A 19,681-nucleotide genomic window follows, 5' to 3' on the forward strand; every position below is an offset into this window, starting at 1 on the left:
AGAAATGAAGGACGCCGCGGACGTCGCCGAGGAAGTCACCAATTCCAAGCCGCTTGAAGTAGTGGCTCGGGCGGGGTTCGCCGTGTCGGGACTGCTGCACTTCCTCATCGGGCTGGTCGCAATCCGGCTCGCCATGGGCGGCCAGGGCCAGGCCGACGTGAGCGGCGCTGTGGAAGAACTCGCCGGGCAGCCGGCCGGGCCGTTGTTGCTCTGGACCTCGTTTGCCGCCTGCGTGGCGCTGGCCATCTGGCAGGCCAGCGACGCCATCTTCGACTTCGAGCACCTGCCCACCAAGAAGAAGGTCGGCAAGAAGCTCAAAGCCGGCCTGCAGGCCGTGGTGTACACCGGGTTTGCCCTCACCCTGGCCTCGGTCGCCACCGGCGCACACGCCGACCACCGCCAGTCAACCAGCGATCTGACCATCAACCTGATGAAGGCTCCCGGTGGCGTCGCGCTCCTGATTGTCATCGGCGCCGCGGTGGCCGTCACGGGGATCGTCTACGCGATCCGCGGCTTTCGGAAGTCCTTCATCAAGTACCTGCGCATGCCGTCCCAGAAGCAGGCACGCACCGCGGTGACGGTGGTCGGCGTCGTGGGCTACGCCGCCAAGGGCTTCGCTCTGCTGCTCGTGGGCCTGCTCATCATCATCGCCACCGTGAAGGCCCACCCGGAAGAGTCAACCGGGCTCGACGGCAGCCTCAAGGCCCTGCGCGAACAGCCGTTCGGTGTGTATCTGCTGGCCGCCGTCGGGGTCGGCCTGATCTGCTACGGCATCTTCATGGCGCTGCGCGCCAAGCTCGCGAAGATGTAGGTCCGCGAACTTAAGTGGCCCGGGCGTGACCTGCCGGGGCTCATGCCGGAACGGTGTCCGCTAGTCCTGCGGCACGGCGATGACGGCCACGGTCTGCTGCTGCTCATTGCGCATCTCGACGCTGGTGATCTTGGCCAATTGCACCGGCGTCGCCCCGGTGATCCGGACCTTTCCGGTGGGCGTGGCCGTCCATGCGCAGGCGCGGTCTTCGCCGCCGTCGCGGTCCTTCACCCACAGCGAGAGGGTCCCGTCGACGGGCAGGCTGCGGGCGTCCACCGCCAGTTCGGTGCCCCAGGTTTTCTTGACGAGTCCCACCGTGACCTCCAGCCCGCTGCTTGCCGTCACAGAGTAGCTCGCGTCAGGTTTGGCCGGCTGGTTCAGCAGCGGACCGGCCAGGATCCCCAGCGCCAGGCATGCGGCGGCGGCGCCGCCCACGGCCGCCACCCACCGGCGCCGCACAGTCCGGCGCCGGCGGGCGAGCTCGTCGAGCAGCCTGCGCGGGACCGGCATGGGTTCCGGCCGAACAAGAGCCCGGTCCCGGGCGGCCGTAGCCGCCGCGGTGAGTCTGACGGCGTCGGGCTCCGGGACCGCGTCGAGCAGCGCGGGGAGACTGGCGAGTTCGTCCAGTTCCTGCCGGCAGTCCGCACAGACGGCCAGGTGCTGTTCGAAGTCGGCGGCCTCGGCCGGTTCCAGCCCGCCGAGCAGATACGCGCCGAGGAGCTCGTGCAGTCCGCCGCCGTTCACCGCTGCACCCCCATTTCGTCGAGAATTGTCCGCAGGGCCCGCACGGCGTAGAACGCCCGGGACTTCACCGTGCCGCTGGGGATCTTCAATTGGGCGGCTGCCTCCTGGACCGTGCAGCGGCGGTAATGAAGCGCCACCAGGACGTCGCGGTGCTCCGCGCTGAGCCGCAGGAGCGCCTCCTCCATCAGGACCTTGTTGAGTAGATCGTCGATGCGTCCGGCGGCGCCTGTGCCGTCGGTGGTGGCCGGGACATCACGTTCGCCGGTTTCCTGCGGGCGCCGCTGGGCCCTGCGGTAGTTGTCGATCATGATGTTCCGGGCCGTCCGGAACAGGTAGCTGCGCAGGCTGCCTGTGATCTGCGGCGCCTGCTGCCAGACCCGCAGCACTGTCTCCTGGACGACGTCGTCGGCGAGCTGCGGATCCCGGGAAGCGCTAAGGACGAACCTCTTCAAGGCAGCACCGTGGTCGCGGTAGATGGCGGCCACGACGTCCTCGTCCAGCGGCATATCCCACCTCCCGGGAGTTGTGCTCTGCCCCCTGTAAGACGTACGGGCGCTCCCGATAGTTCAGTGTGCCCCAGGACTGCACCGGCGTGAACAGGGCTGCCCCTACGTGAACCATTTGGCGCCCCACATACGTCTTAGGGGGTAGCGCCGGCCTGGCGAGTCGGGCTGGCTCGAGTCAAGGAGCAGCAATGAAGAAGCACCTCAGCCTAGGCTTGTCCGCGTTCGCCCTTGCCGCGCTATTGTCCGGATGTGGCGGCGCGAGCACAACGACGTCAACGTCGGCAGCGCCGGCTCCCTCCTCCAGCAGCGCTGCGGCCAGTTCGGCGCCGGCGTCCACGTCCGCTGCGGACCTCACGGTGGCCCAGTCCACGGCCGGTGCGATCGTGGTGGGCAGCAAGGGACTGAGCGTCTACTCCTTCACTAAGGACACGAAGGACTCCGGAACCAGCACCTGCACCGCCGGGTGCGCGACGACGTGGCCCCCGGTCACATCGACGTCGGCGACCCCCACCGTTGACGGCGTGACCGGCAAGGTCGGAACCATTCCCACGGCTGACGGAAAGCTGCAGGTGACCATCAACGGGATGCCGATCTACTACTACTCCAAGGACCAGGCCGCGGGAGACATCACGGGCCAGGGCGTCGGCGGGGCCTGGTACCTCGTGGCACCGTCCGGGGAGATGATCAAGAGCGCGGCGGGCGGCTACTAAGAGGCACCCGGGCAATGCGCCGAGCGGCAGCGGCGGTCTCGGCGGCAGCGCTCAGCGGTGCCGCCGCCGAGACCGTAGGGAAAGCCGATTAGGCGTCGGCCTCGTCGAACTCCACGGTTTCTTCGAACTCCACGGCCGCGAGGATCTCGTTGGTCCGCGGGTTCAGCATGAAGGCCTCGTCGTCGTCTTCGAGCATGAGGAATTCGCCCTGTTCGGTGGTGAAGTGCCAGGCCAGGGTGGTCTCCCCGTTGTGCTCGTAGTTGGGATCGCCCATGGTGATCCGTTCCAGGCTGTGCCCGGCGATGTCGCACAGCTCCCGGATAATCTGTTCGAACTCGGGCGCGTCCAGGAGGGCTTCGGCCGCTGCGGCGGCCTGGCGCTCTGCGAGGTCGGGGATGCGGGCCACCCTGCCGGCGATGTGGGCATCGAGGTCATCGTCGTCAAGGACCAGCAGGTCCGGCTGGCCGCGCAGCCACGCGGCGTTCAGTGCCACGATGTCCTCCGCTTCGAGGACCGTTTCGAATTCCCCGTCCAGTTCTTCGATGCGCCGCACGGCGTCGGAGACGTCACCCTCCGGGTCGTCGGCCTCCGCGTCGCCTCCGGCGACCCAGCTGCTGCCGCCGTCGAGGTAGGTGTCGACGTCGGTGTCGGTCAGGGCACCGAAAGCCGCCACCGTTCGGTTGAAGAGGTCCAGATGCGCGGCTGCGCCCATGCCCGCCAGCCCTTCCCGGACATAGGGATCGATTTCCTCGCGTTCCGGCACGGTGAACACGTACTGCGCGAAGCCGCCAGCCTGCGCCTGCGTCAGGTAGAAGTCCACGTAGTAGCTGCGCAGCGCGGTCGGGGAGATCTCGTCCGCATCCAGCAACTCCTCGAACATGGCGTTGACCACGTTGACGTTTGCGTCGACGACGTCCTCGTTGCCACCTCTGAGGCTTTCCGTTGTCAGCACGGTCGGGTAGCTGTGGGCGGACTGGCTGGTGGGCTCACCGTTGGTCATGCGAAATCCTTACTGCTGGAACTGCTGATACTCCGGACCCCTCCACGGTAGGTCCGTCGTCCCTGCCGGGAGCCGTGCCCCAGTTGAACGTCAGGCGAAGTTTGGGGGATGTTCCCCGGCGGCCGGCGAAGTTCCGGGGACCTTAAAGGCTCGCTAAGATGGATCAGATGACCTCCTGCCGAAAGTAGCGCGCACATGCCATCCCATCCGGACGAGAGTGCGGCACTGGCAATTCAGACTCCCGCGATCAACGACCGCTCCCTTGCGGCCGGACTTGCTTACGCCATGGGGAGCCGCGTTTCCGGAATGTCCTTCGATGCCGCCACCGGGCTGCTCCTGGGCAAGGTGCGGGGCGGCGCCGACGTTCCCTACTCCACGACGGCCAAGCTCGTGCGGAAGACCGGCGGCTGGAGCTGCACGGTGGGCGTCTGCAGCTGCCCGGTACGCAAGGATTGCAAGCACGTGGCGGCCCTGCTGTTCTCGGCCGAAGACAACCCGGCCATCCGGATCCAGCTGCTGGCCCCGGCGGAGTCCACGAGGCTGTCCCGCCAGAGCGCGCCGCCGGAGCTGGCCGACTGGGAGCAGGCGCTCAGTCCGCTGATCGCCAGCCCGGGCATCACCCCGTCCGCCAACGGCACGCCCCTGGCACTCCAGTTCGACGTCGAGGAACCCGCCCCGCATTTTTCCTACACCGGCCGCCGCGATCCGCTCCGCAGCGTCCGCCAGCTCAAGGCACGGCCCGTGATCATGGGGGCCAAGGGCAAGTGGATCCGCGGCGACGTCTCCTGGAGCACGCTGAGCTACCTGAACTACCGGCGTGAATGCAACGAGGCGCATGTGGAGTGGATGCAGGAGTTCCTCGCCTCGCACACCGCCGTGGCGAACCGCCAGCATGCCGGCACCGGGCTGTGGCTGGGGCTCAACACCTACGCCGGCAAGAACCTGTGGAGCCTGCTGTCCCAGGCCCAGAAGATCGGCCTCGCCCTGGTGCACAGCCGCGGGACGGAGCCGGTACGGTTCGTTCAGGAGCCGGCCGCCGTCGGGCTCAACCTGGCGCGGTTCGGCACTGGCGGGGACGACGGCGGGCTGGAACTCGCGCCGACCATCACGGTGGAAGGCGAAGTGGTGGATCCGGCGTCGGTGGGGACCATCGGCCGCCCGGCGCATGGAATCTTCCTGACGTCCGACGGCGGCGCCCTGCCCGGCGTCGCCCCGACCGACCCCATCATCACGCTCGCCCCGCTGGAAAGCGGGCTCAGCGAAGAACTGCTGACCTTCGTCACGGGCGGGACCACCCTGCACATCCCTGCCCGGGACGAAAGCCGCTTCCTGACCGGTTTCTATCCCAAACTCAAGCAGACCGCCCGGGTAACGGCCTCGGACGAGTCCGTGGAACTGCCCGCGCTTGCCGTCCCCACCCTGTCCCTGCTGGCCAACTACGGTGCCGACCACCGGGTCCGGCTGCACTGGGAATGGCATTACAAGTCCGGGAACCTCGTCACGGCGCAGCCGTTGTGGCGGCATCCGGGCGACCACGGCTACCGGGACGACCCCGCCGAGGCCCGCATCCTGGAAGCCGTCGGGCAACCCTGGGACGTGGTCCCGGCCCTGGGCGAATCCGCGACCGGAGGCTGGGGCACGCCGCGCCTGGCGGCCACGGCGGAACTGTCCGGGCTGGACACGCTCGCCTTCACCGAGGACGTGCTCCCCCGGCTCCGCGACCTCCCCGGCGTCGCGGTGGACACCTCCGGCGAAATCGCGGACTACCGCGAAGCCGAGGAAGCGCCCGTGGTCGCGATCTCCACGAAGGCTACGGACAGCCGCGACTGGTTCGATCTGGGCATTGTCATCACCCTGGAAGGCCAGCCGGTGTCCTTCGCGGCGCTGTTTTCCGCCCTCGCGGCCGGGCAGACCCGCATGCTGCTGCCCAGCGGGGCGTACTTCTCCCTGGACCTGCCGGAGCTGCACCAGCTGCGGGCATTGATCGATGAGGCCCGCTCGCTGCAGGACAACCCGGGCGACAAAGACGCGCCCCTGCAGATCAGCCGCTTCCAGGCCGGACTGTGGGACGAGCTCGCGCACCTCGGCATCGTCGACGAACAGGCGGCTGCCTGGCGCGAATCCGTTGGCGGCCTGCTGGAAGGCGACATCAAGGGGCTGCCGCTACCCGCGACGCTGAACGCCGAGCTCCGCCCGTATCAGCTGGAAGGCTTCAACTGGCTGAGCTTCCTGTACCGCCACGGGCTGGGCGGCGTGCTGGCTGACGACATGGGCCTGGGCAAGACCGTCCAGGCCCTGGCATTGATCTGCGCCGCGAAGGATGCGGCCACAGGAGATGAAGCCCAGTCCGACGCCGGGACCGCACCCTTCCTCGTCGTCGCCCCCACCAGCGTGGTGGGCAACTGGGAGGCTGAGACGGCGCGGTTCGCGCCGGGACTGACGGTGCGTGCCATTGGCGAAACTTTCGCCAAGAACGGTGCGGACCCGGCCGAGGCGATGGCCGGCGCAGACATCATCATCACCTCGTATGCCCTATTCAGGATCGACTACGAGGCCTATGCGTCCCGGACCTGGGCGGGCCTGGTCCTGGATGAGGCCCAGTTCGTCAAGAACCACCAGTCCAAGGCCTACCAGTGCGCCCGCAAGTTGCCGGCCGCCTTCAAACTCGCCATCACCGGCACCCCGCTGGAGAACAACCTGATGGAGTTCTGGGCGCTGACCTCGATCGTGGCGCCCGGGCTCTTTTCCAGCCCCAAACGGTTCGCCGAGTATTACCAGAAACCGGTGGAAAAGAACGGCGATAAGGCACAGCTGGACAAGCTCCGGCGCAGGGTCCGGCCGCTCATGATGCGGCGGACCAAGGAACAGGTCATCCGGGACCTGCCGCCCAAGCAGGAGCAGATCCTGGAAGTCGTGCTGAATCCGCGGCACCAGAAGGTCTACCAGACGCACCTACAGCGGGAACGCCAAAAGATCCTGGGCCTGATTGACGACGTCAACAAGAACCGCTTCACCATCTTCCAGTCGCTGACCCTGCTCCGGCAGCTCAGCCTGGACCCGTCGCTGATCGACCCCTCGCTCTCCGGGGTACGGGCCAGCAAGCTTGATGTCCTGTTCGAGCAGCTCGCGGACCTCGTGGCCGAGGGCCACCGGGCCCTGATCTTCAGCCAGTTCACCGGCTTCCTGGGCAAGGTCCGGGAGCGCCTGGTCGAGGAGAACATCGAGTTCTGCTACCTCGACGGCAGCACGCGCAACCGCTCCGACGTCGTGAACGAGTTCAAGAACGGCGCCGCACCGGTGTTTCTCATCAGCCTCAAGGCCGGCGGCTTCGGCCTGAACCTGACCGAGGCCGACTACGTGTTCCTGCTGGACCCGTGGTGGAACCCGGCGTCGGAGGCCCAGGCCGTGGACCGGACCCACCGGATCGGCCAGGCGCGGAACGTCATGGTCTACCGGCTGGTCGCCAAGGACACCATCGAGGAGAAGGTCATGGCCCTCAAGGCGAAGAAATCCCAGCTCTTCGCCGACGTCATGGAAGGCGACGCGCTCAGCGGCGGCGCCCTGACCGCCGAGGACCTGGCGGGGCTCTTCAACGACTGACACGGTTGGCCCGCAACGCGGCCGGGTCCCCGGCCCGAACTTCAGCCGCGGGGCCGGGTCCGGAGCCGGGCCAGGAGCGTCGCGGCGAGCAGCGCCGTCGTCATTTCCAGCACGATGACCGCCAGCAGCGCACCGGCACCGGACGGCGCCGCACCGGAGGCAGCGGCCGCGGCACCATGATGGCTGTGGCCCTCGGCGCCGGACCCGACGCCGAGGAGCAGAACCGCGTGGACCCCGGTCATCACCAGTGCCGAGGCCATGACCTGGCGCAGGGAGCTGACCCGTCCGTGGCGCCAGATGTGCACGGCGCACGGCAGGCACACCGCCACCATGGCGAGCATGAGCACGTTTAGCCAGGTCCCGTGCTGGTTCCCGGCGACAAGCCACAGGTGCGCGAGGCACGACCCCGCCGTCACGGCGGCGCAGATCCGGGGATGGAGCACGATGCCGGACCGGCGGCCCCATCTGAGGGCGACACTCACGGCGTCGGACTAGCTGTGGCAGTGGCCGCCGGCGTCGCCATGGCAACCGGAGGACTGCTGGGCGTTGGCGGGCACATCCAGGACGGGGCTGCGGTCAAAGAAGCCCTCGGGGCGCAGCTTGAAGCCGGCCGTGTCCACGGGCATGATCGGCCAGTCCTCGGGCCGCGGGAAGTGGGTCAGGCCGAAGGTGTGCCAGAGAACGATGTCCTGGCCGTCCAGGTCCCGGTCCTGGGCGATGTAGGCCGGCAGACCGGCTCCGCCGGCGTGCTGGTTCACGAAGTCGCCCGTGGGGTACATCTCGTCTTCGGCGAACCGGGTCACCCAGAGGTCTTTCGTGGCAAAGGCGGCACGCCGGGCGATGGAAGACTCCGGGTCCGCCAGCAGGGTGGGCTGCCCTTCGGCATGGAGCTTGTAGGCCACGGGCTCGCCGAGGCAGTTGCGTGATTCCGGGTTGGAGATGACCCAGGTCCGGCCGCTGCGGGCGTCGGCCTCGCGGGCGCCATCGGATTCACGGGCGATCACGGTGCGCTTCCGGGAGAAGGCGTTGCCGCGTTCGTTGCCTTCGCCCATCGCCTGCCGGACCACGTCTTCTTCCTCAACCCGGTTGGTGAGGCCGTCGATCGCCATATCCAGGCGGGCGCTGAACAGGTGCTGGTGGTACGGGGCGCCCAGGCCCGGGGCGAGCTGGGAGATGTTGGCCGATCCGCCCTCCGGGTAGGCGGAGGTGAAGACGACGCCGGTGGCCTTGGCCTCGAACTCAATGGTGCCGTCGAGGTAGAGGTACCAGTAGAAGCCGTAGTCGTAGTTGCCGATGGTGGTGAAGAAGGAGATCACCAAGCGGCGGTTGCGGCGGGTGTAGTTGATGCCCGTCCAGAGGTCACTGTGCTTGGCCAGGATCCCCCAGTCTTCCTCGTGCATGCAGATGCCGTTGCGGATCTCGCGGGGGTTGCCGAAGGCGTCACTGATGACGGGGCTGAGGTACGTGATCTCGCCGAGGCAGTCGCAGCCAAGCTCCAGGGAGTTCGCGTACTGGCCCACGAGGTATTCGCCGGTATCGAAGTAGTTCTGCCAGGACCGGATCGGCGACGGGTCCCCGTACGGGACCACCATTTCGGCGATCGACGCCCGGTTGATGACGGGACGCAGCCGGTCGCCGTCCCGGAACGCAAGGTTGTGGAGCACCACGCCTTCGCGGACATCGAAGCCGACGTCGACGCTCCACTTTTCCCACTCGATGTGATTCCCGCCGGTGACGGTGAAGCTGGGCCCCTCTGGCTGGGTGATGTTGATGGGCTTCTGCGTGGTCCGCAGTGGCCCGGTCAGCTCAGGATCCGTGTAGTTGCCGTGTTCGGCGGGAATCGGGACGACGCCGGTGTCCAGCACCTGTGTGACTTCCTTGCTGACGACGTCGACGTACGCCACGAGACCGTCCACGGGGTGCGCCCAAGCGCTGTCTTCCGGGAAATCCTGAACGAAGGCCAGGCCACGCAGGATTCGGCGTCCTTTTTCCTCCGGGTATTCGAACACACCGGCAGACAGCGGGGCGACGCGGACCTTGCTGACGTCCAGGCCGCGGCTGGCCAGCGCCTTGAGCCACCGCTCGTCCGCGGCCAGGAGCTGCTCGACGACCTCGAACTCCTCTTCCAGGACAGGAAGCTCGCCGGTCACCGCTGTGTCCAGCTCGACGACGGAGACCACCGCACCGCTGGACACCGAGACGGTCACGTCGGCCGGGCGCCCTCCCGAGACGTCGTGGACGAAGGCCCGGAACCGGCGGTCCTCGCTTGCCTCCGGCGCGTTCCTGGCGGGGTCCACCAGGCCCAGGTACGCGATGCGCTTGGTCTCGCCCAGCAGGCCCGCCGCTCGCAGGATGCCTTGGACTGCGGTGATTTCGACGTCCGCGGCCAGACTGTACGGGCCATACGGAGTGCGGGTGTCAGTTTGTGCGGTCATCATGACGGCCTTCGATCGGGGACCCTGGCGGGTCAGAACTTTATTTTCTATACTTGTAGAGAATACGGAAATGTAAGCTGTGCCACAAGAGTCCGACGCAAAATAATTGGGGAGCTGTCCGGTGCCAAAGATTGTCGACCACGACCAGCGGCGGCTCGAACTCGTCGACGCCACATGGCGGATTATCGCCCGGCTCGGGATCGAAAGTGCCACCATGCGGGAAATTGCCCTCGAGGCCGGCTTTGCGAACGGCGCCCTCAAGCCGTACTTTCCCACCAAGGATGACCTGCTGACCTTCGCGTTCGGGCACGTCTTCAACCGCACCAACGAGCGCATTGCGGAAGTCACCGCCGGGCAGGTCGGGCTCGCGGCCCTGCGGGCATTTTGCGTCGAGGTGCTGCCGCTTGATGAGGAGCGGATCAATGAGGCCCGGATTGTCATCCCGTTCTGGCAGAAGGCCATCAACGACCCCGACAAGGCCCGGATCCACCGGGATTCGATGGAGCAGTGGCTTGCGGCCATGCGGCGGTACCTGGCCGAGGCCCGGCACGCCGGGGCCGTCACCACCGCCGTCAACGACGCCGCCCTGGCCGGCCAGCTGCTCAACCTCCTCCTCGGCGCGCAGATCGCGGCGGCACTCGCCCCGGAAGGCCAGGTGGAACTCGGGCTGAACGAGCAGCTGGAGGGATTCCTGACCCTGCTCGGCTGCTAGGCGCCTGCAACAGTCTTTTTTCGCCAGCTGTCGAAAAAAATGACATCGGCGGGCTGCGGGGCTACCCTAAAAGGAGTGTGTCCCATGACACAGTCCCCAGAATACGACGGCGTCAGGATCTTCGATGACCGCAGTTGCAGCCCGACCATCGTCCAGTCCCGCCGGGCAGGACGTCCAGATCAGCACGGCAGCCTCCTTCGAGCACTGGCGGCACCTCATCGCGGAGTCCTTCGTTCCCCTGGGCGCCTCGAGCCGCGATGCGGACAACTTCCGCGGCCGCATGCGGTCCCGCAGGCTGGACCGCGTGGCGATCGTCGAAGTCTCCTCCACGAGCCATGAGGTCCACCGCACGCCGGCGCTGATTGCCCAGTCCAACCAGCGCTACTTCAAGCTCAATCTCCAACTGCAGGGCACCGGACTCCTCATCCAGGACAACCGCGAGGCCCTCCTGTGCCCTGGCGACCTCTCCATCTACGACACCAGCCGCCCGTACACGCTTGCCTTCGAGGGGGACGCCCGGCTCATGGTGGTGATGTTCCCCTGGGATGCGCTGTCCCTGCCGCCGGACTGCATCGCGCAGCTTTCGGCCGTGCGGATGGCGGCGGACAGCGGCCTCGCCGGGATCGTCGGGCCGTTCATCTCCCACCTCGCGGAGAACCTGGATGCGCTGAGCGGCCCGAGCGGCTCGCGCCTTGCGACGAACGCCCTCGATCTCGTCTCCACGATGCTGCACTCGGAACTGGACATGTCCCCGGACCGGATGCGGCCGCAGGCCCTACTCGCGGCCTCCGTCCGCGAGTACATCGACGCCAACCTGGCCGATCCCATGCTCTCGCCGGCGTCCATCGCGGCGGCCCACTTCATCTCCACCCGGCATCTGCATAACGTCTTCCATGAATCCGGGACCACCGTGGCGAGCTGGATCCGGACCCAGCGGCTGGAAGGGACGCGCCGCGAACTGCGGGATCCGCTCCTGGCCGGCATGCCGGTAGGGGCCGTGGCCGCGCGCTGGGGCTTCCTGGATGCCGCCCACTTCAGCCGTACCTTCCGTGATGCCTTCGGCGAATCCCCCAGCGACTGGCGGCGCGGCGCCTGAGCCTGGCCTTCCACCCGGATTCGGACGCGGAAGGGGCGGTGCCGGATGTGTCCGGCACCGCCCCTTCTGTGTCCAAGGCTGGTGTCCAGCGCCGACAGCTAGGCGGAGACCTCGGCTCGCGCGGCCCTGCGTTCCACGGCAACTTCCACCAGCACGCCGGCGGCAAACACAATGGGCACAGTCAGCAGCAGGCCCACGGCCGTTTCGGCACTGCCGCCGATCAGTGCGGTGAAGTTGCTGATCACGAGGGACAGGACCCAGCCAAGCAGCACGGTGGCGAGCACCGGTGCCACCACGGTCTGCCAGAGCTGGCCGGGCACCCTTTCGCGCCGGAAGTACGCGACGACGGCCAGGGAGCAGAGCATGTAGAGGACCAGGAGCGCCGCCACGGCCAACCCGCTGAACCAGGAGAAGAGGGTCAGGACAGGGTCCAGGGACAGCACGGCGAACGGCGCCACGAGCAGGAAAGCGACCACGGTCTGGATCCGGGCGGCGACGGCGGGGGCCTTGTGCCGGTTGGTCCGGGCCACTCCGCGGGGCATCGACCCGCGCAGGGCCAGCGAATGGAGGTAGCGGTTGATGCCGTTGTGGAAGGCGATGATGCCGGCCAGCAGGGAGGTCACGAGCAGCATGCCGGTGACGGTTCCGGCCCACGGCCCGAACAGCTCCACCATGGGTGTCAGCACGAAGGACGTGGAGTCGCCGGATTCCAGGGCCGCGCCCGCGGCGTCGATGACGTGCGAGGGGCCGTAGTAGCTGACCAGCATCCACGAAATGAAGGAGAAGAAGACCGCGATGACCCCCACCGAAAGATAGGTGGCACGGGCCACCGTGCGGTGGGCGTCCTTGGCCTCGGCCGAGTAGATGGCCGTGGATTCAAAGCCGAACATCGAGGCGACAGCGAACATGATGGCTACGCCCGGGGCGCCTGCGCCGATCGCCGCGGGAGAGAAGGAGGCAGCCAGGCTGAGCCCTTCCGGTCCGCCGCCCCGCAGCAGCACGGTGAAGCCAAACATGAGCAGGATCGCGACCTCGAGGCCTACGAGCACCGCCAGGACCCGGGCCCCGAGTTCGATGTTGAGGGATCCCAGCACCTGCACGCCCGCCATGGTGATCATGGCCAGCAGCCACCAGGGAACCGCGATCCCGGCGGTTCCGAGGACGCCCGAGAACGCGGCGCCGTACAGCCCGTACATCGCAGCCTGGACCGTGCTGTACGCGAGGAGCGCGAGCCACGCCGCTCCGGCCCCGATCTTCCGCCCAAAGGCGGCGGTGACATAGGCGTAGAAGGCGCCGTTGGCCTGGATCTTGCGGCTCATCGCGACGAACCCGACGGCGAAGATCACGATCACGATGCCCACCACCAGATACGCGCCGGGCGCGCCGGGACCGTTGCCGAGGGCCGCGGCCAGCGGTGATGCGCCGACGATTCCGGTCAACGGCGCCTGGGCGGACAACACAAAGAAGAGAATGCCCATGACGCCGACGCTTCCGGCGCGCAGCGCGGTGGAGTGCTCCGTGCGAGGACTGGCCTCTGCGGTCGGGGACTCGGATTTTGAAATACTCATCGGATCCTTCTTATCGGTCATGAGTCTGGGAAATTTCGGTCTGGGAATATGGGGGGTGCGTTGCACCGTGAAATCCAGCATGGCAGGTGGCGCGCGTCACCCTCTTGTCGCTCAGCGATCGGTTGTTGTTCCCCAGCGCAATGGAATCCCGGGCCCTCGCGATCATTCGCAGCGGGTCAACTGCAGTTCGCGCAAAGACAAGACTGCAGGTCCGGCGCCGGAGGAAACTCGGACATGACAGTACGGGCGCTCTGGAACCATCTTGCGCCGCGTGCAGTGCCTCAACAACACAGCGCTTCAATGCCCTAGCCCTCAACTACCTCTGCCTTAACTACCAGCGCCTCAACTACTCGATGTGGAGTACACCCATGGAAACCTACGACGCCCTTCTCGCCTCGATCGCCCCGACGTCCGGGGAAACCCGGACCATCCTGGACCCCGCCACCGGCGAAGCGGTCGGACAGGCCCCGGTCCACACCGTCCAGGACCTGGAGCAGGCCATCAATGCCGCGGCCGCCGCCCAGCCGGCCTGGGCCGCCCTCGGCCACGACGCCCGGTCCGCGGCCCTGCTGAGGGCAGCCGACGCCGTCGAACGCTCCGCCGAGGAACTCGCCCGCCTGCTCTCCCGTGAACAGGGCAAGCCCCTCAACGGCCCCAACGCCCGCTTCGAAGTCGGCGCCTGCGCCGCCTGGCTGCGCGTCGCCGCCACCACAGCCTTGGAGCCGGAAACCGTGGTGGACGACGGCGAAACCCGCGCCGAACTCCACTACCGGCCCATCGGCGTCGTCGGCGCGATCGGCCCCTGGAACTGGCCCATGATGATCACGGTCTGGCAGCTCGCCCCCGCCCTGCGGATGGGCAACGCCGTCGTGGTCAAACCCTCCGAATACACCCCGCTCTCCGTCCTGGCCCTCGTCCATGTCCTGAACCAGGAGCTCCCGGAGGGCCTCCTCACGGCCGTCTCCGGCGGCGGCGAGGTCGGCGAGGCCCTGGCCGGGCACCCCGGCATCGGCAAGATCATGTTCACCGGCTCCACCGCCACCGGCAAGGCCATCATCAAATCCTCCGCCGACACCGTCAAACGCCTCACCCTGGAACTCGGCGGCAACGACGCCGGCATCGTGCTGCCCGACGCGGACCCCACAGCCATCGCCGAAGGCCTGTTCTGGGGCGCGTTCATCAACACCGGCCAGACCTGCGCGGCCCTCAAACGCCTCTACGTCCACACCGACATCTACGACGCCGTCTGCGAGGAACTCACCAACGTCGCCGCAGCCATGCCCATGGGCATCGGCCTGGACGAGGCCAACGTCCTCGGCCCGCTGCAGAACCGCCAGCAATACGACATCGTCGCCCGGCTCGTGGACGCCGCCAAGGCCTCCGGTGCCCGGGTCCTGCTCGGCGGCAACCCCGACCCGGACCGGACCGGCCACTTCTACCCCACCACCCTGATCGCGGACATCGACAACGACAACCCGCTCGTCGCCGAGGAGCAGTTCGGGCCCGCCCTGCCGATCATCCGCTACAGCACCGTCGACGAAGCCGTCGCCAACGCCAACGCCCTCGACGTCGGACTCGGCGCCTCCGTCTGGTCCTCCGACCCCGCCGCAGCCCGCACCGTCGCAGCCCGGCTCGAAGCGGGCACCGTCTGGATCAACAAACACGGCGCCGTGGACCCCCGCATCCCCTTCGGCGGAGCCAAGCAATCCGGCTACGGCCTCGAATTCGGCGTCGAAGGACTCAAAGCCCTCGGCGTCCCCCAGGTCATCAACGGCTGACACCGCTCTTATTGGGGGCCGGCGCAGCTACCTGCGGCACGGGTTCGTGCCGCAGGTAGCTGCGCCGGAACCGGCCGCTGCCGGCGGTCAAGGCCCGCAGCTCCACCGCGTACTTCAGCAGCTCCTGGTCCGGAACCTCGGCGCTGATCTCGGTGCTGTCGTCCGCGGCGGACGTTGTTCCCGTCAGCCGCGCCCGGCGGGAGGACAAGTCGCTCATCACGGCGCCCACGTGGTCCTCCGAAACGCTGATGGTCACAGCCGAGACCGGTTCCAGGAACTGAATCCGGGTGGCCGCTGCGGCTTCGCGAAGGGCCAGTGCACCGGCCGCCTGGAAGGCCGCGTCGGAGGAGTCCACGCTGTGGGTCTTGCCGCCAACCAGCGTCACCCGGATATCCACCACGGGGAATCCGGCGGAGACGCCTTTCTGCATCTGCGCCCGCACGCCTTTTTCCACCGAGGCGATGAAGGGCCCGGGAATCACCCCGCCCACCGTCTTGTCGACAAATTCGAATCCGGCGCCGCGCTCGAGGGGCTCCACCTCGATGTCGCACACGGCGTACTGGCCGTGGCCGCCGGATTGTTTGACATACCGCCCGTGGCCGGCCGCCGGCGCGGCGAACGTCTCGCGCAGCGGGGTGACCACCGGGACGGTCTGCAGGTTCACTCCCTGGTCCCGCAGCCTGCCCAGGACGACGTCGGCATGGGCCTCGCCCATGCACCACAGGATCAGCTGGTGGGTTTCGGCGTTGCGTTCCACCCGCAGCGTAGGGTCCCCGGCGATGACCTTGCCCAGGTTCCTGGCCAGGACGTCCTCATCGCCGTGCGTGGCCGCTTCGATGGCCACCGGCATGAGCGGATCCGGCATGTCCCAGGCGGCGACAAGCAAAGGCGACTCCTTGGCCGAAATCGTGTCGCCGGTCTCCGCGGTGCCCAGTTTGGTCAGCGCGCAGATATCCCCGGCCACGCAGAACGCTACCGGCCGCAGACCAGATCCGAGCGGCGAGTACAGGTGCGTGATGCGCTCGTCGCTATCGTGGTCCTCGTGGCCGCGGGCCGCCATGCCGCGGCCGCCCACGTGGATGGCGGTGTCCTCCCGCACGACGCCGGAGAAGACGCGTACCAGGCAGACCCGGCCGAGGAATGGGTCGATCGTCGTGCGCACCACTTCGCCGAGCAGCGGCCCTTCGGGGTCACAGGCCAGCGGGCCGGCGGCCACGCCGTCGAGGTCCGTGGCTGTCGGGACCCCGCGCTCAGCCGGCGTAGGAAAAGCGCGCACCAGGACGTCCAGCAGTTCCGCCAAGCCAAGTCCTGATTCCGCGGACACCGGCAGCAAGGGGTGAAAGGACCCGCGGGCGACGGCGGTCTCCAGATCGGCGATCAGGGCTTCGGAAGCGATTTCTTCACCCCCGAGGTACCGGTCCATGAGCGTCTCGTCCTCGCTCTCGGCGATGATCCCTTCGATCAGCGCGCCCCGCGCGGGCTCCGACCCGGCGAGCTCGACGTCGGTCGCGGCGCGGGCTGCGGGTGCCGCTTCGTCGGAACCGTACTGGGAAACCGTGCCGGTCAGCAGCCCCAGCAGGCCGGTGACGGCACCGTCGGCGCTGACCGGTAAGTAAAGCGGCACGATGGAGTCGCCAAACGCCAGCCGGCAGCGGGCAAGGGCGGCGTCGAAATCCGCGCGCGGATGGTCCAGACGGCTAATGACCACGGCCCGAGGCATTACGAGCCGTTGGCACTCGTTCCAGAGCGCGGTGGTCGCGGCGTCGACGTCGTCGGTGGCGGATACGACAAACAGCACCGCGTCCGCCGCCCTCAGCCCGGCGCGCAGTTCTCCGATGAAATCCGTATAACCGGGAGTGTCCAGCAGGTTCACCTTGATGTCGCCGACCGTCACGGGCACCACGGCCAGTGCCACGGAGCGTTGCTGGGCGATGGCGGCGGGATCCGAGTCGCTCACCGTGGTGCCGTCGGCGATCGAGCCCTTGCGCGTGATGGCCCCGGTGGCGGCAAGCAGAGCTTCAGCGAGCATTGTCTTTCCAGCACCTGAATGGCCTACAAGTGCCACATTGCGGATCTTGTCCGGCTGCTCCGGCGGCGCGGAGCCGTTGGCGTCGGCCCGCCGGAGGTCAGACGTGCCCCGGGCCGGACCCCTCGACGGAGTCTTGGCGGCTTTCGATGGCATCAAATCCTCCTGGCGTGGCGTCCACTCGTGCCCCGCAGGGCCTTCCGTTAAGGATTGGACACCCTGGGACGCCCGGACAGCAAGGGCTTTTTCACGCCGCGGCCGGAGCAACCAGGGATCCGGAGGCCGCCCGGTCCTTGAGCCAGCGGCCAAGGGCCTTTCCTTTGCCCTTCCACCAATTGTCTTCGTCGGTGTCGTGGTGCCACCGGAAGATCACGGCGACCAGGATGAAGACGCCTGCAGCGACGTTTGTCCAGGAGCCGGACGCGGCATCGAGGAGCACGCTGAACGCCATGACAAGGATGGACGGCAGGGCCAGGGTGCGGAAGACGGTGTTGGCCACATAGCGGCGGTGGGACCGCGGGACGGAGACTGCGCGGACGAAGTCGAAGCACAGGCATACCACCACGAGCGCCTGCCCCAGGGACATGAGGATGTGCCCTGGCAGCGAGCCGGCAAACAGGACGGCCGCCTGGAGCCCCGGGCTCATCGCGTGCCCGCGAACGTTGACGGTCCAAACTCAGCTGACTCATGCATGCGATGCCCCCCGGCCTCTACGCTGCTGTGCTGGCTCCGCCCGGGCTTCCCGAAGGAGCTGCGAGCGTGTCACACCAGACTTTCTGACACCCCAATTCAACGCGCGGCCCTAGCCTGAAGTCACGCGCTTCAGGTACCCGACTATCGGAAGGGACGGTACCCGTTTCCGCTCCGCAGTACTCAGTTCGTTGCCGCGGCTACTTGCCCGGGCGCCACGGCATGCCGGCACCGCGTCTGCTGAATCCGCCCGGAGCTGCGGATAAAAGCAGACTACTTGCTCCACTAATCCAGGCCGGACACGGCGGCTCGAGGCCGTCCGCACGCGCGTAATGTCGCACCGTTTCGTCCCGCCGCGCACGTAGTTTCCGTGCGGAAACCAGAAGCTCTCCGCGCCGAAACGCGAGTACCTTACTCGGGAGTAGGTAATCCCGGGGCGAAAAGACGAGTACAACTACGCGTTGTCCCGTCCGCTCTTCACCGCAACGATTGGGCCATCGATTCAGCGCGGCAACCGCAGGATTGGGGGGGAATGCGGCTCAGGCCTGTTGACTCCTGTCCGGGTGCCACCCACACAAGGAGTCTCACAAATGCGCAAGCTCACCAAGAAGAGCAAGGTCATCGCCGTTGCAGCCTCAGTCGCCCTCGTGGCCGTCGGCGGCGGCACGGCCTACGCCTACTGGACCACCACCGGCGCCGGCACCGGCACCGCTGCCAACTCCACCGGCGGCGGCACCGTGACCCTGCATGCAAGCTTCGCGGCCGGCCTGGCACCGGGCAACTCGGTGCCCGTGACATACACGGCCGACAACAGCACCAACACCGGCACTGTCGTCGGCGCCCTCACCGCAAAGGTGACCACGAGCGTGGATGCCTGCCTGCCGTCATGGTTCACGGTCAGCGCCGATACGTCGAACTCCCCGGTCACCGCGAACAGCACAGGCACCCAGGTGGGGACCGGAACACTGGAGTTCCTCAATAGCGCCGCCAACCAGGATGCCTGCAAGTCGGCCGTCGTCACGGTCACAGTCGGCAGCGTATAGCTGGCGTCCCCGGCGGGCCGGATATCCGGCCCGCCGGGGCGGCCTTCGGGCCATTGCACACTAACGCATCAGCCACCGCCGACACCCACGATCCGCGCCATGCCGCCGGGTCGAAGGAGGATAGGGAATGCAGCATCTACTGCGGTTCTTCCGGCTCGCCAGGGATCACGCGGGCCTCGCCGGCCGCGTCCTCATCATTGGCCTGCTGGCCATCTTCCTGCCGGCGGGAACGCTCTACGCGGCCGGGCAGCAGTCCGCCCCGCCAAAGCCCGGAATCCTGGTCCAGGTCACGCCGTCCACCAGGAACGTGGACCAGGGACAGGCGACGAGCTACTCCGCAAGCGTCAGCTCTACGGGCGGGTTTACCGGCACCGTAACGCTGGCAGTCGCCGGCATCCCGGCCGGGGCAGCGGCCAGCTTCTCGCCGTCGTCCGTCAAGCTGACGGCCGGGGGTACGGCCCAGCTCAGCATGAATGTATCCACGGCATCCTCTACCGCCGCCGGGGACTACGATCTGGCCCTGACGGGCCAGAGCGGCGCGATCCAGTCGGCTGCCGTGCAAACCCAGTTGCGGGTCAAGGCGCCCCTTCGGGTGTTCGGGCTCTCCGGCAATGTGGCCGGACTGCTCGCCCCCGGCACGAGCCGGCCACTGGACCTCGGATTCAACAACCCGGATAAGAGCATCGACGTCGGCAACCTGACGGTCTCGATCGCGGGTGTAGTCCGCACGGCGAAGGCGATCGCGGCTAACCTGCCCTGCACGGCGCAGGACTATGCCGTGGTGCAGTTCAGCGGGCGCTATCCCCTGGCGGTTCCGTCCGGCAGCAGCTCGCTCTCACAGCTTGGCGTTTCATCCGCCCAATGGCCGCGGATCGCAATGCTCGACACTCCTCGTCTCCAGGACGGCTGCAAGGGCGCAGTCCTCCAGTTGGCCTACTCGGGATCAGGGCAAGGAAACTGAC

General features: G+C 67.7%; 16 protein-coding genes. 8 read left to right on the forward strand and 8 right to left on the reverse strand.

All coding sequences use genetic code 11. The features are described 5' to 3' along the window. The first annotated feature begins 4 nt into the window (after window positions 1-4). A complete protein-coding gene (locus C9424_RS13105; RefSeq protein ID WP_116767250.1) occupies window positions 5-811 on the forward strand; it encodes a DUF1206 domain-containing protein in 807 nt (268 codons plus the stop codon). A 60-nt stretch (window positions 812-871) separates the two neighbouring features. Here the strand turns inward: C9424_RS13105 and C9424_RS13110 are convergent, their stop codons facing one another. Beyond that, window positions 872-1,555 carry an anti-sigma factor family protein gene (locus C9424_RS13110; protein WP_116767251.1) on the reverse strand — a complete coding sequence of 228 codons (684 nt, stop codon included), beginning with the start codon at window positions 1,553-1,555 and terminating at the stop codon, window positions 872-874. Further along, entirely contained in the window at window positions 1,552-2,061 is a 510-nt protein-coding gene (locus C9424_RS13115; RefSeq protein ID WP_116767252.1) for a sigma-70 family RNA polymerase sigma factor, read from the reverse strand. Before C9424_RS13115 ends, C9424_RS13110 begins: the two co-directional genes overlap by 4 nt. Before the next feature lie 188 nt (window positions 2,062-2,249). Here C9424_RS13115 and C9424_RS13120 point away from each other — a divergent pair, with 188 nt between their 5' ends. Beyond that, window positions 2,250-2,771, forward strand: a complete 522-nt coding sequence (locus C9424_RS13120) for a COG4315 family predicted lipoprotein (RefSeq protein ID WP_116767253.1) — start codon at window positions 2,250-2,252, stop codon at window positions 2,769-2,771. Window positions 2,772-2,859: 88 nt separating this feature from the next. On the opposite strand, the gene C9424_RS13125 is transcribed toward C9424_RS13120, so the two are convergent. After that, entirely contained in the window at window positions 2,860-3,771 is a 912-nt protein-coding gene (locus tag C9424_RS13125; protein WP_116767254.1) for a DMP19 family protein, read from the reverse strand. A 195-nt stretch (window positions 3,772-3,966) separates the two neighbouring features. On the opposite strand from C9424_RS13125, the gene C9424_RS13130 reads away from it, so the two are divergent. Further along, window positions 3,967-7,371, forward strand: coding sequence for a DEAD/DEAH box helicase (locus C9424_RS13130; protein WP_116767255.1), 3,405 nt, complete (start codon window positions 3,967-3,969; stop codon window positions 7,369-7,371). Between the two features lie 41 nt (window positions 7,372-7,412). Here C9424_RS13130 and C9424_RS13135 read toward each other — a convergent pair whose 3' ends face one another. Both C9424_RS13135 and C9424_RS13140 read right to left on the reverse strand, forming a co-directional pair. Continuing rightward, window positions 7,413-7,853 (reverse strand): hypothetical protein, encoded by a 441-nt coding sequence (locus C9424_RS13135; protein ID WP_116767256.1) that lies wholly within the window; start codon window positions 7,851-7,853, stop codon window positions 7,413-7,415. A 9-nt stretch (window positions 7,854-7,862) separates the two neighbouring features. Then, window positions 7,863-9,809 carry a primary-amine oxidase gene (locus C9424_RS13140; RefSeq protein WP_442862034.1) on the reverse strand — a complete coding sequence of 649 codons (1,947 nt, stop codon included), beginning with the start codon at window positions 9,807-9,809 and terminating at the stop codon, window positions 7,863-7,865. Window positions 9,810-9,927: 118 nt separating this feature from the next. Here C9424_RS13140 and C9424_RS13145 point away from each other — a divergent pair, with 118 nt between their 5' ends. Both C9424_RS13145 and C9424_RS13150 read left to right on the forward strand, forming a co-directional pair. Next, the gene (locus C9424_RS13145; protein WP_116767257.1) at window positions 9,928-10,518 is read left to right on the forward strand and encodes a TetR/AcrR family transcriptional regulator; all 591 of its coding nucleotides are present in this window, start codon (window positions 9,928-9,930) and stop codon (window positions 10,516-10,518) included. A 124-nt stretch (window positions 10,519-10,642) separates the two neighbouring features. Next, on the forward strand, window positions 10,643-11,614 hold the full coding sequence (locus tag C9424_RS13150; protein WP_116767258.1) for a helix-turn-helix domain-containing protein: 972 nt from the start codon (window positions 10,643-10,645) through the stop codon (window positions 11,612-11,614). Window positions 11,615-11,712: 98 nt separating this feature from the next. Here C9424_RS13150 and C9424_RS13155 read toward each other — a convergent pair whose 3' ends face one another. Further along, the gene (locus C9424_RS13155) at window positions 11,713-13,182 is read right to left on the reverse strand and encodes an APC family permease (RefSeq protein ID WP_116767288.1); all 1,470 of its coding nucleotides are present in this window, start codon (window positions 13,180-13,182) and stop codon (window positions 11,713-11,715) included. Window positions 13,183-13,550: 368 nt separating this feature from the next. On the opposite strand from C9424_RS13155, the gene C9424_RS13160 reads away from it, so the two are divergent. Next, complete coding sequence (locus C9424_RS13160) at window positions 13,551-14,960, forward strand: aldehyde dehydrogenase family protein (protein WP_116767259.1); 1,410 nt, start codon at window positions 13,551-13,553, stop codon at window positions 14,958-14,960. On the opposite strand, the gene C9424_RS13165 is transcribed toward C9424_RS13160, so the two are convergent. Both C9424_RS13165 and C9424_RS13170 read right to left on the reverse strand, forming a co-directional pair. Beyond that, the gene (locus tag C9424_RS13165; protein WP_116767260.1) at window positions 14,950-17,142 is read right to left on the reverse strand and encodes an elongation factor G-like protein EF-G2; all 2,193 of its coding nucleotides are present in this window, start codon (window positions 17,140-17,142) and stop codon (window positions 14,950-14,952) included. The two genes, C9424_RS13160 and C9424_RS13165, sit on opposite strands and share 11 nt — an antisense overlap. Before the next feature lie 91 nt (window positions 17,143-17,233). Beyond that, a complete protein-coding gene (locus C9424_RS13170; protein WP_116767261.1) occupies window positions 17,234-17,632 on the reverse strand; it encodes a hypothetical protein in 399 nt (132 codons plus the stop codon). Between the two features lie 634 nt (window positions 17,633-18,266). On the opposite strand from C9424_RS13170, the gene C9424_RS13175 reads away from it, so the two are divergent. Together C9424_RS13175 and C9424_RS13180 are read left to right on the forward strand one after the other, a co-directional pair. Next, on the forward strand, window positions 18,267-18,719 hold the full coding sequence (locus C9424_RS13175) for a hypothetical protein (protein ID WP_116767262.1): 453 nt from the start codon (window positions 18,267-18,269) through the stop codon (window positions 18,717-18,719). A 127-nt stretch (window positions 18,720-18,846) separates the two neighbouring features. Next, window positions 18,847-19,680 carry a COG1470 family protein gene (locus C9424_RS13180; protein WP_116767263.1) on the forward strand — a complete coding sequence of 278 codons (834 nt, stop codon included), beginning with the start codon at window positions 18,847-18,849 and terminating at the stop codon, window positions 19,678-19,680. Window position 19,681 lies beyond the last annotated feature (1 nt).

The sequence above is a fragment of the Arthrobacter sp. H-02-3 genome (assembly GCF_003097355.1).
In the GTDB taxonomy this organism is placed as follows: domain Bacteria; phylum Actinomycetota; class Actinomycetes; order Actinomycetales; family Micrococcaceae; genus Arthrobacter; species Arthrobacter humicola.

Bases quoted from the DNA above. Each gene is read 5' to 3' on its own strand.
- C9424_RS13175 (WP_116767262.1), top strand. From the start codon at position 18,267: ATGCGCAAGCTCACCAAGAAGAGCAAGGTCATCGCCGTTGCAGCCTCA.
- C9424_RS13155 (WP_116767288.1), bottom strand. From the start codon at position 13,182: ATGAGTATTTCAAAATCCGAGTCCCCGACCGCAGAGGCCAGTCCTCGC.
- C9424_RS13125 (WP_116767254.1), bottom strand. From the start codon at position 3,771: ATGACCAACGGTGAGCCCACCAGCCAGTCCGCCCACAGCTACCCGACC.
- C9424_RS13140 (WP_442862034.1), bottom strand. From the start codon at position 9,809: ATGATGACCGCACAAACTGACACCCGCACTCCGTATGGCCCGTACAGT.
- C9424_RS13105 (WP_116767250.1), top strand. From the start codon at position 5: ATGAAGGACGCCGCGGACGTCGCCGAGGAAGTCACCAATTCCAAGCCG.
- C9424_RS13180 (WP_116767263.1), top strand. From the start codon at position 18,847: ATGCAGCATCTACTGCGGTTCTTCCGGCTCGCCAGGGATCACGCGGGC.
- C9424_RS13165 (WP_116767260.1), bottom strand. From the start codon at position 17,142: ATGCCATCGAAAGCCGCCAAGACTCCGTCGAGGGGTCCGGCCCGGGGC.
- C9424_RS13170 (WP_116767261.1), bottom strand. From the start codon at position 17,632: ATGAGCCCGGGGCTCCAGGCGGCCGTCCTGTTTGCCGGCTCGCTGCCA.
- C9424_RS13130 (WP_116767255.1), top strand. From the start codon at position 3,967: ATGCCATCCCATCCGGACGAGAGTGCGGCACTGGCAATTCAGACTCCC.
- C9424_RS13150 (WP_116767258.1), top strand. From the start codon at position 10,643: ATGACCGCAGTTGCAGCCCGACCATCGTCCAGTCCCGCCGGGCAGGAC.
- C9424_RS13115 (WP_116767252.1), bottom strand. From the start codon at position 2,061: ATGCCGCTGGACGAGGACGTCGTGGCCGCCATCTACCGCGACCACGGT.
- C9424_RS13120 (WP_116767253.1), top strand. From the start codon at position 2,250: ATGAAGAAGCACCTCAGCCTAGGCTTGTCCGCGTTCGCCCTTGCCGCG.
- C9424_RS13160 (WP_116767259.1), top strand. From the start codon at position 13,551: ATGGAAACCTACGACGCCCTTCTCGCCTCGATCGCCCCGACGTCCGGG.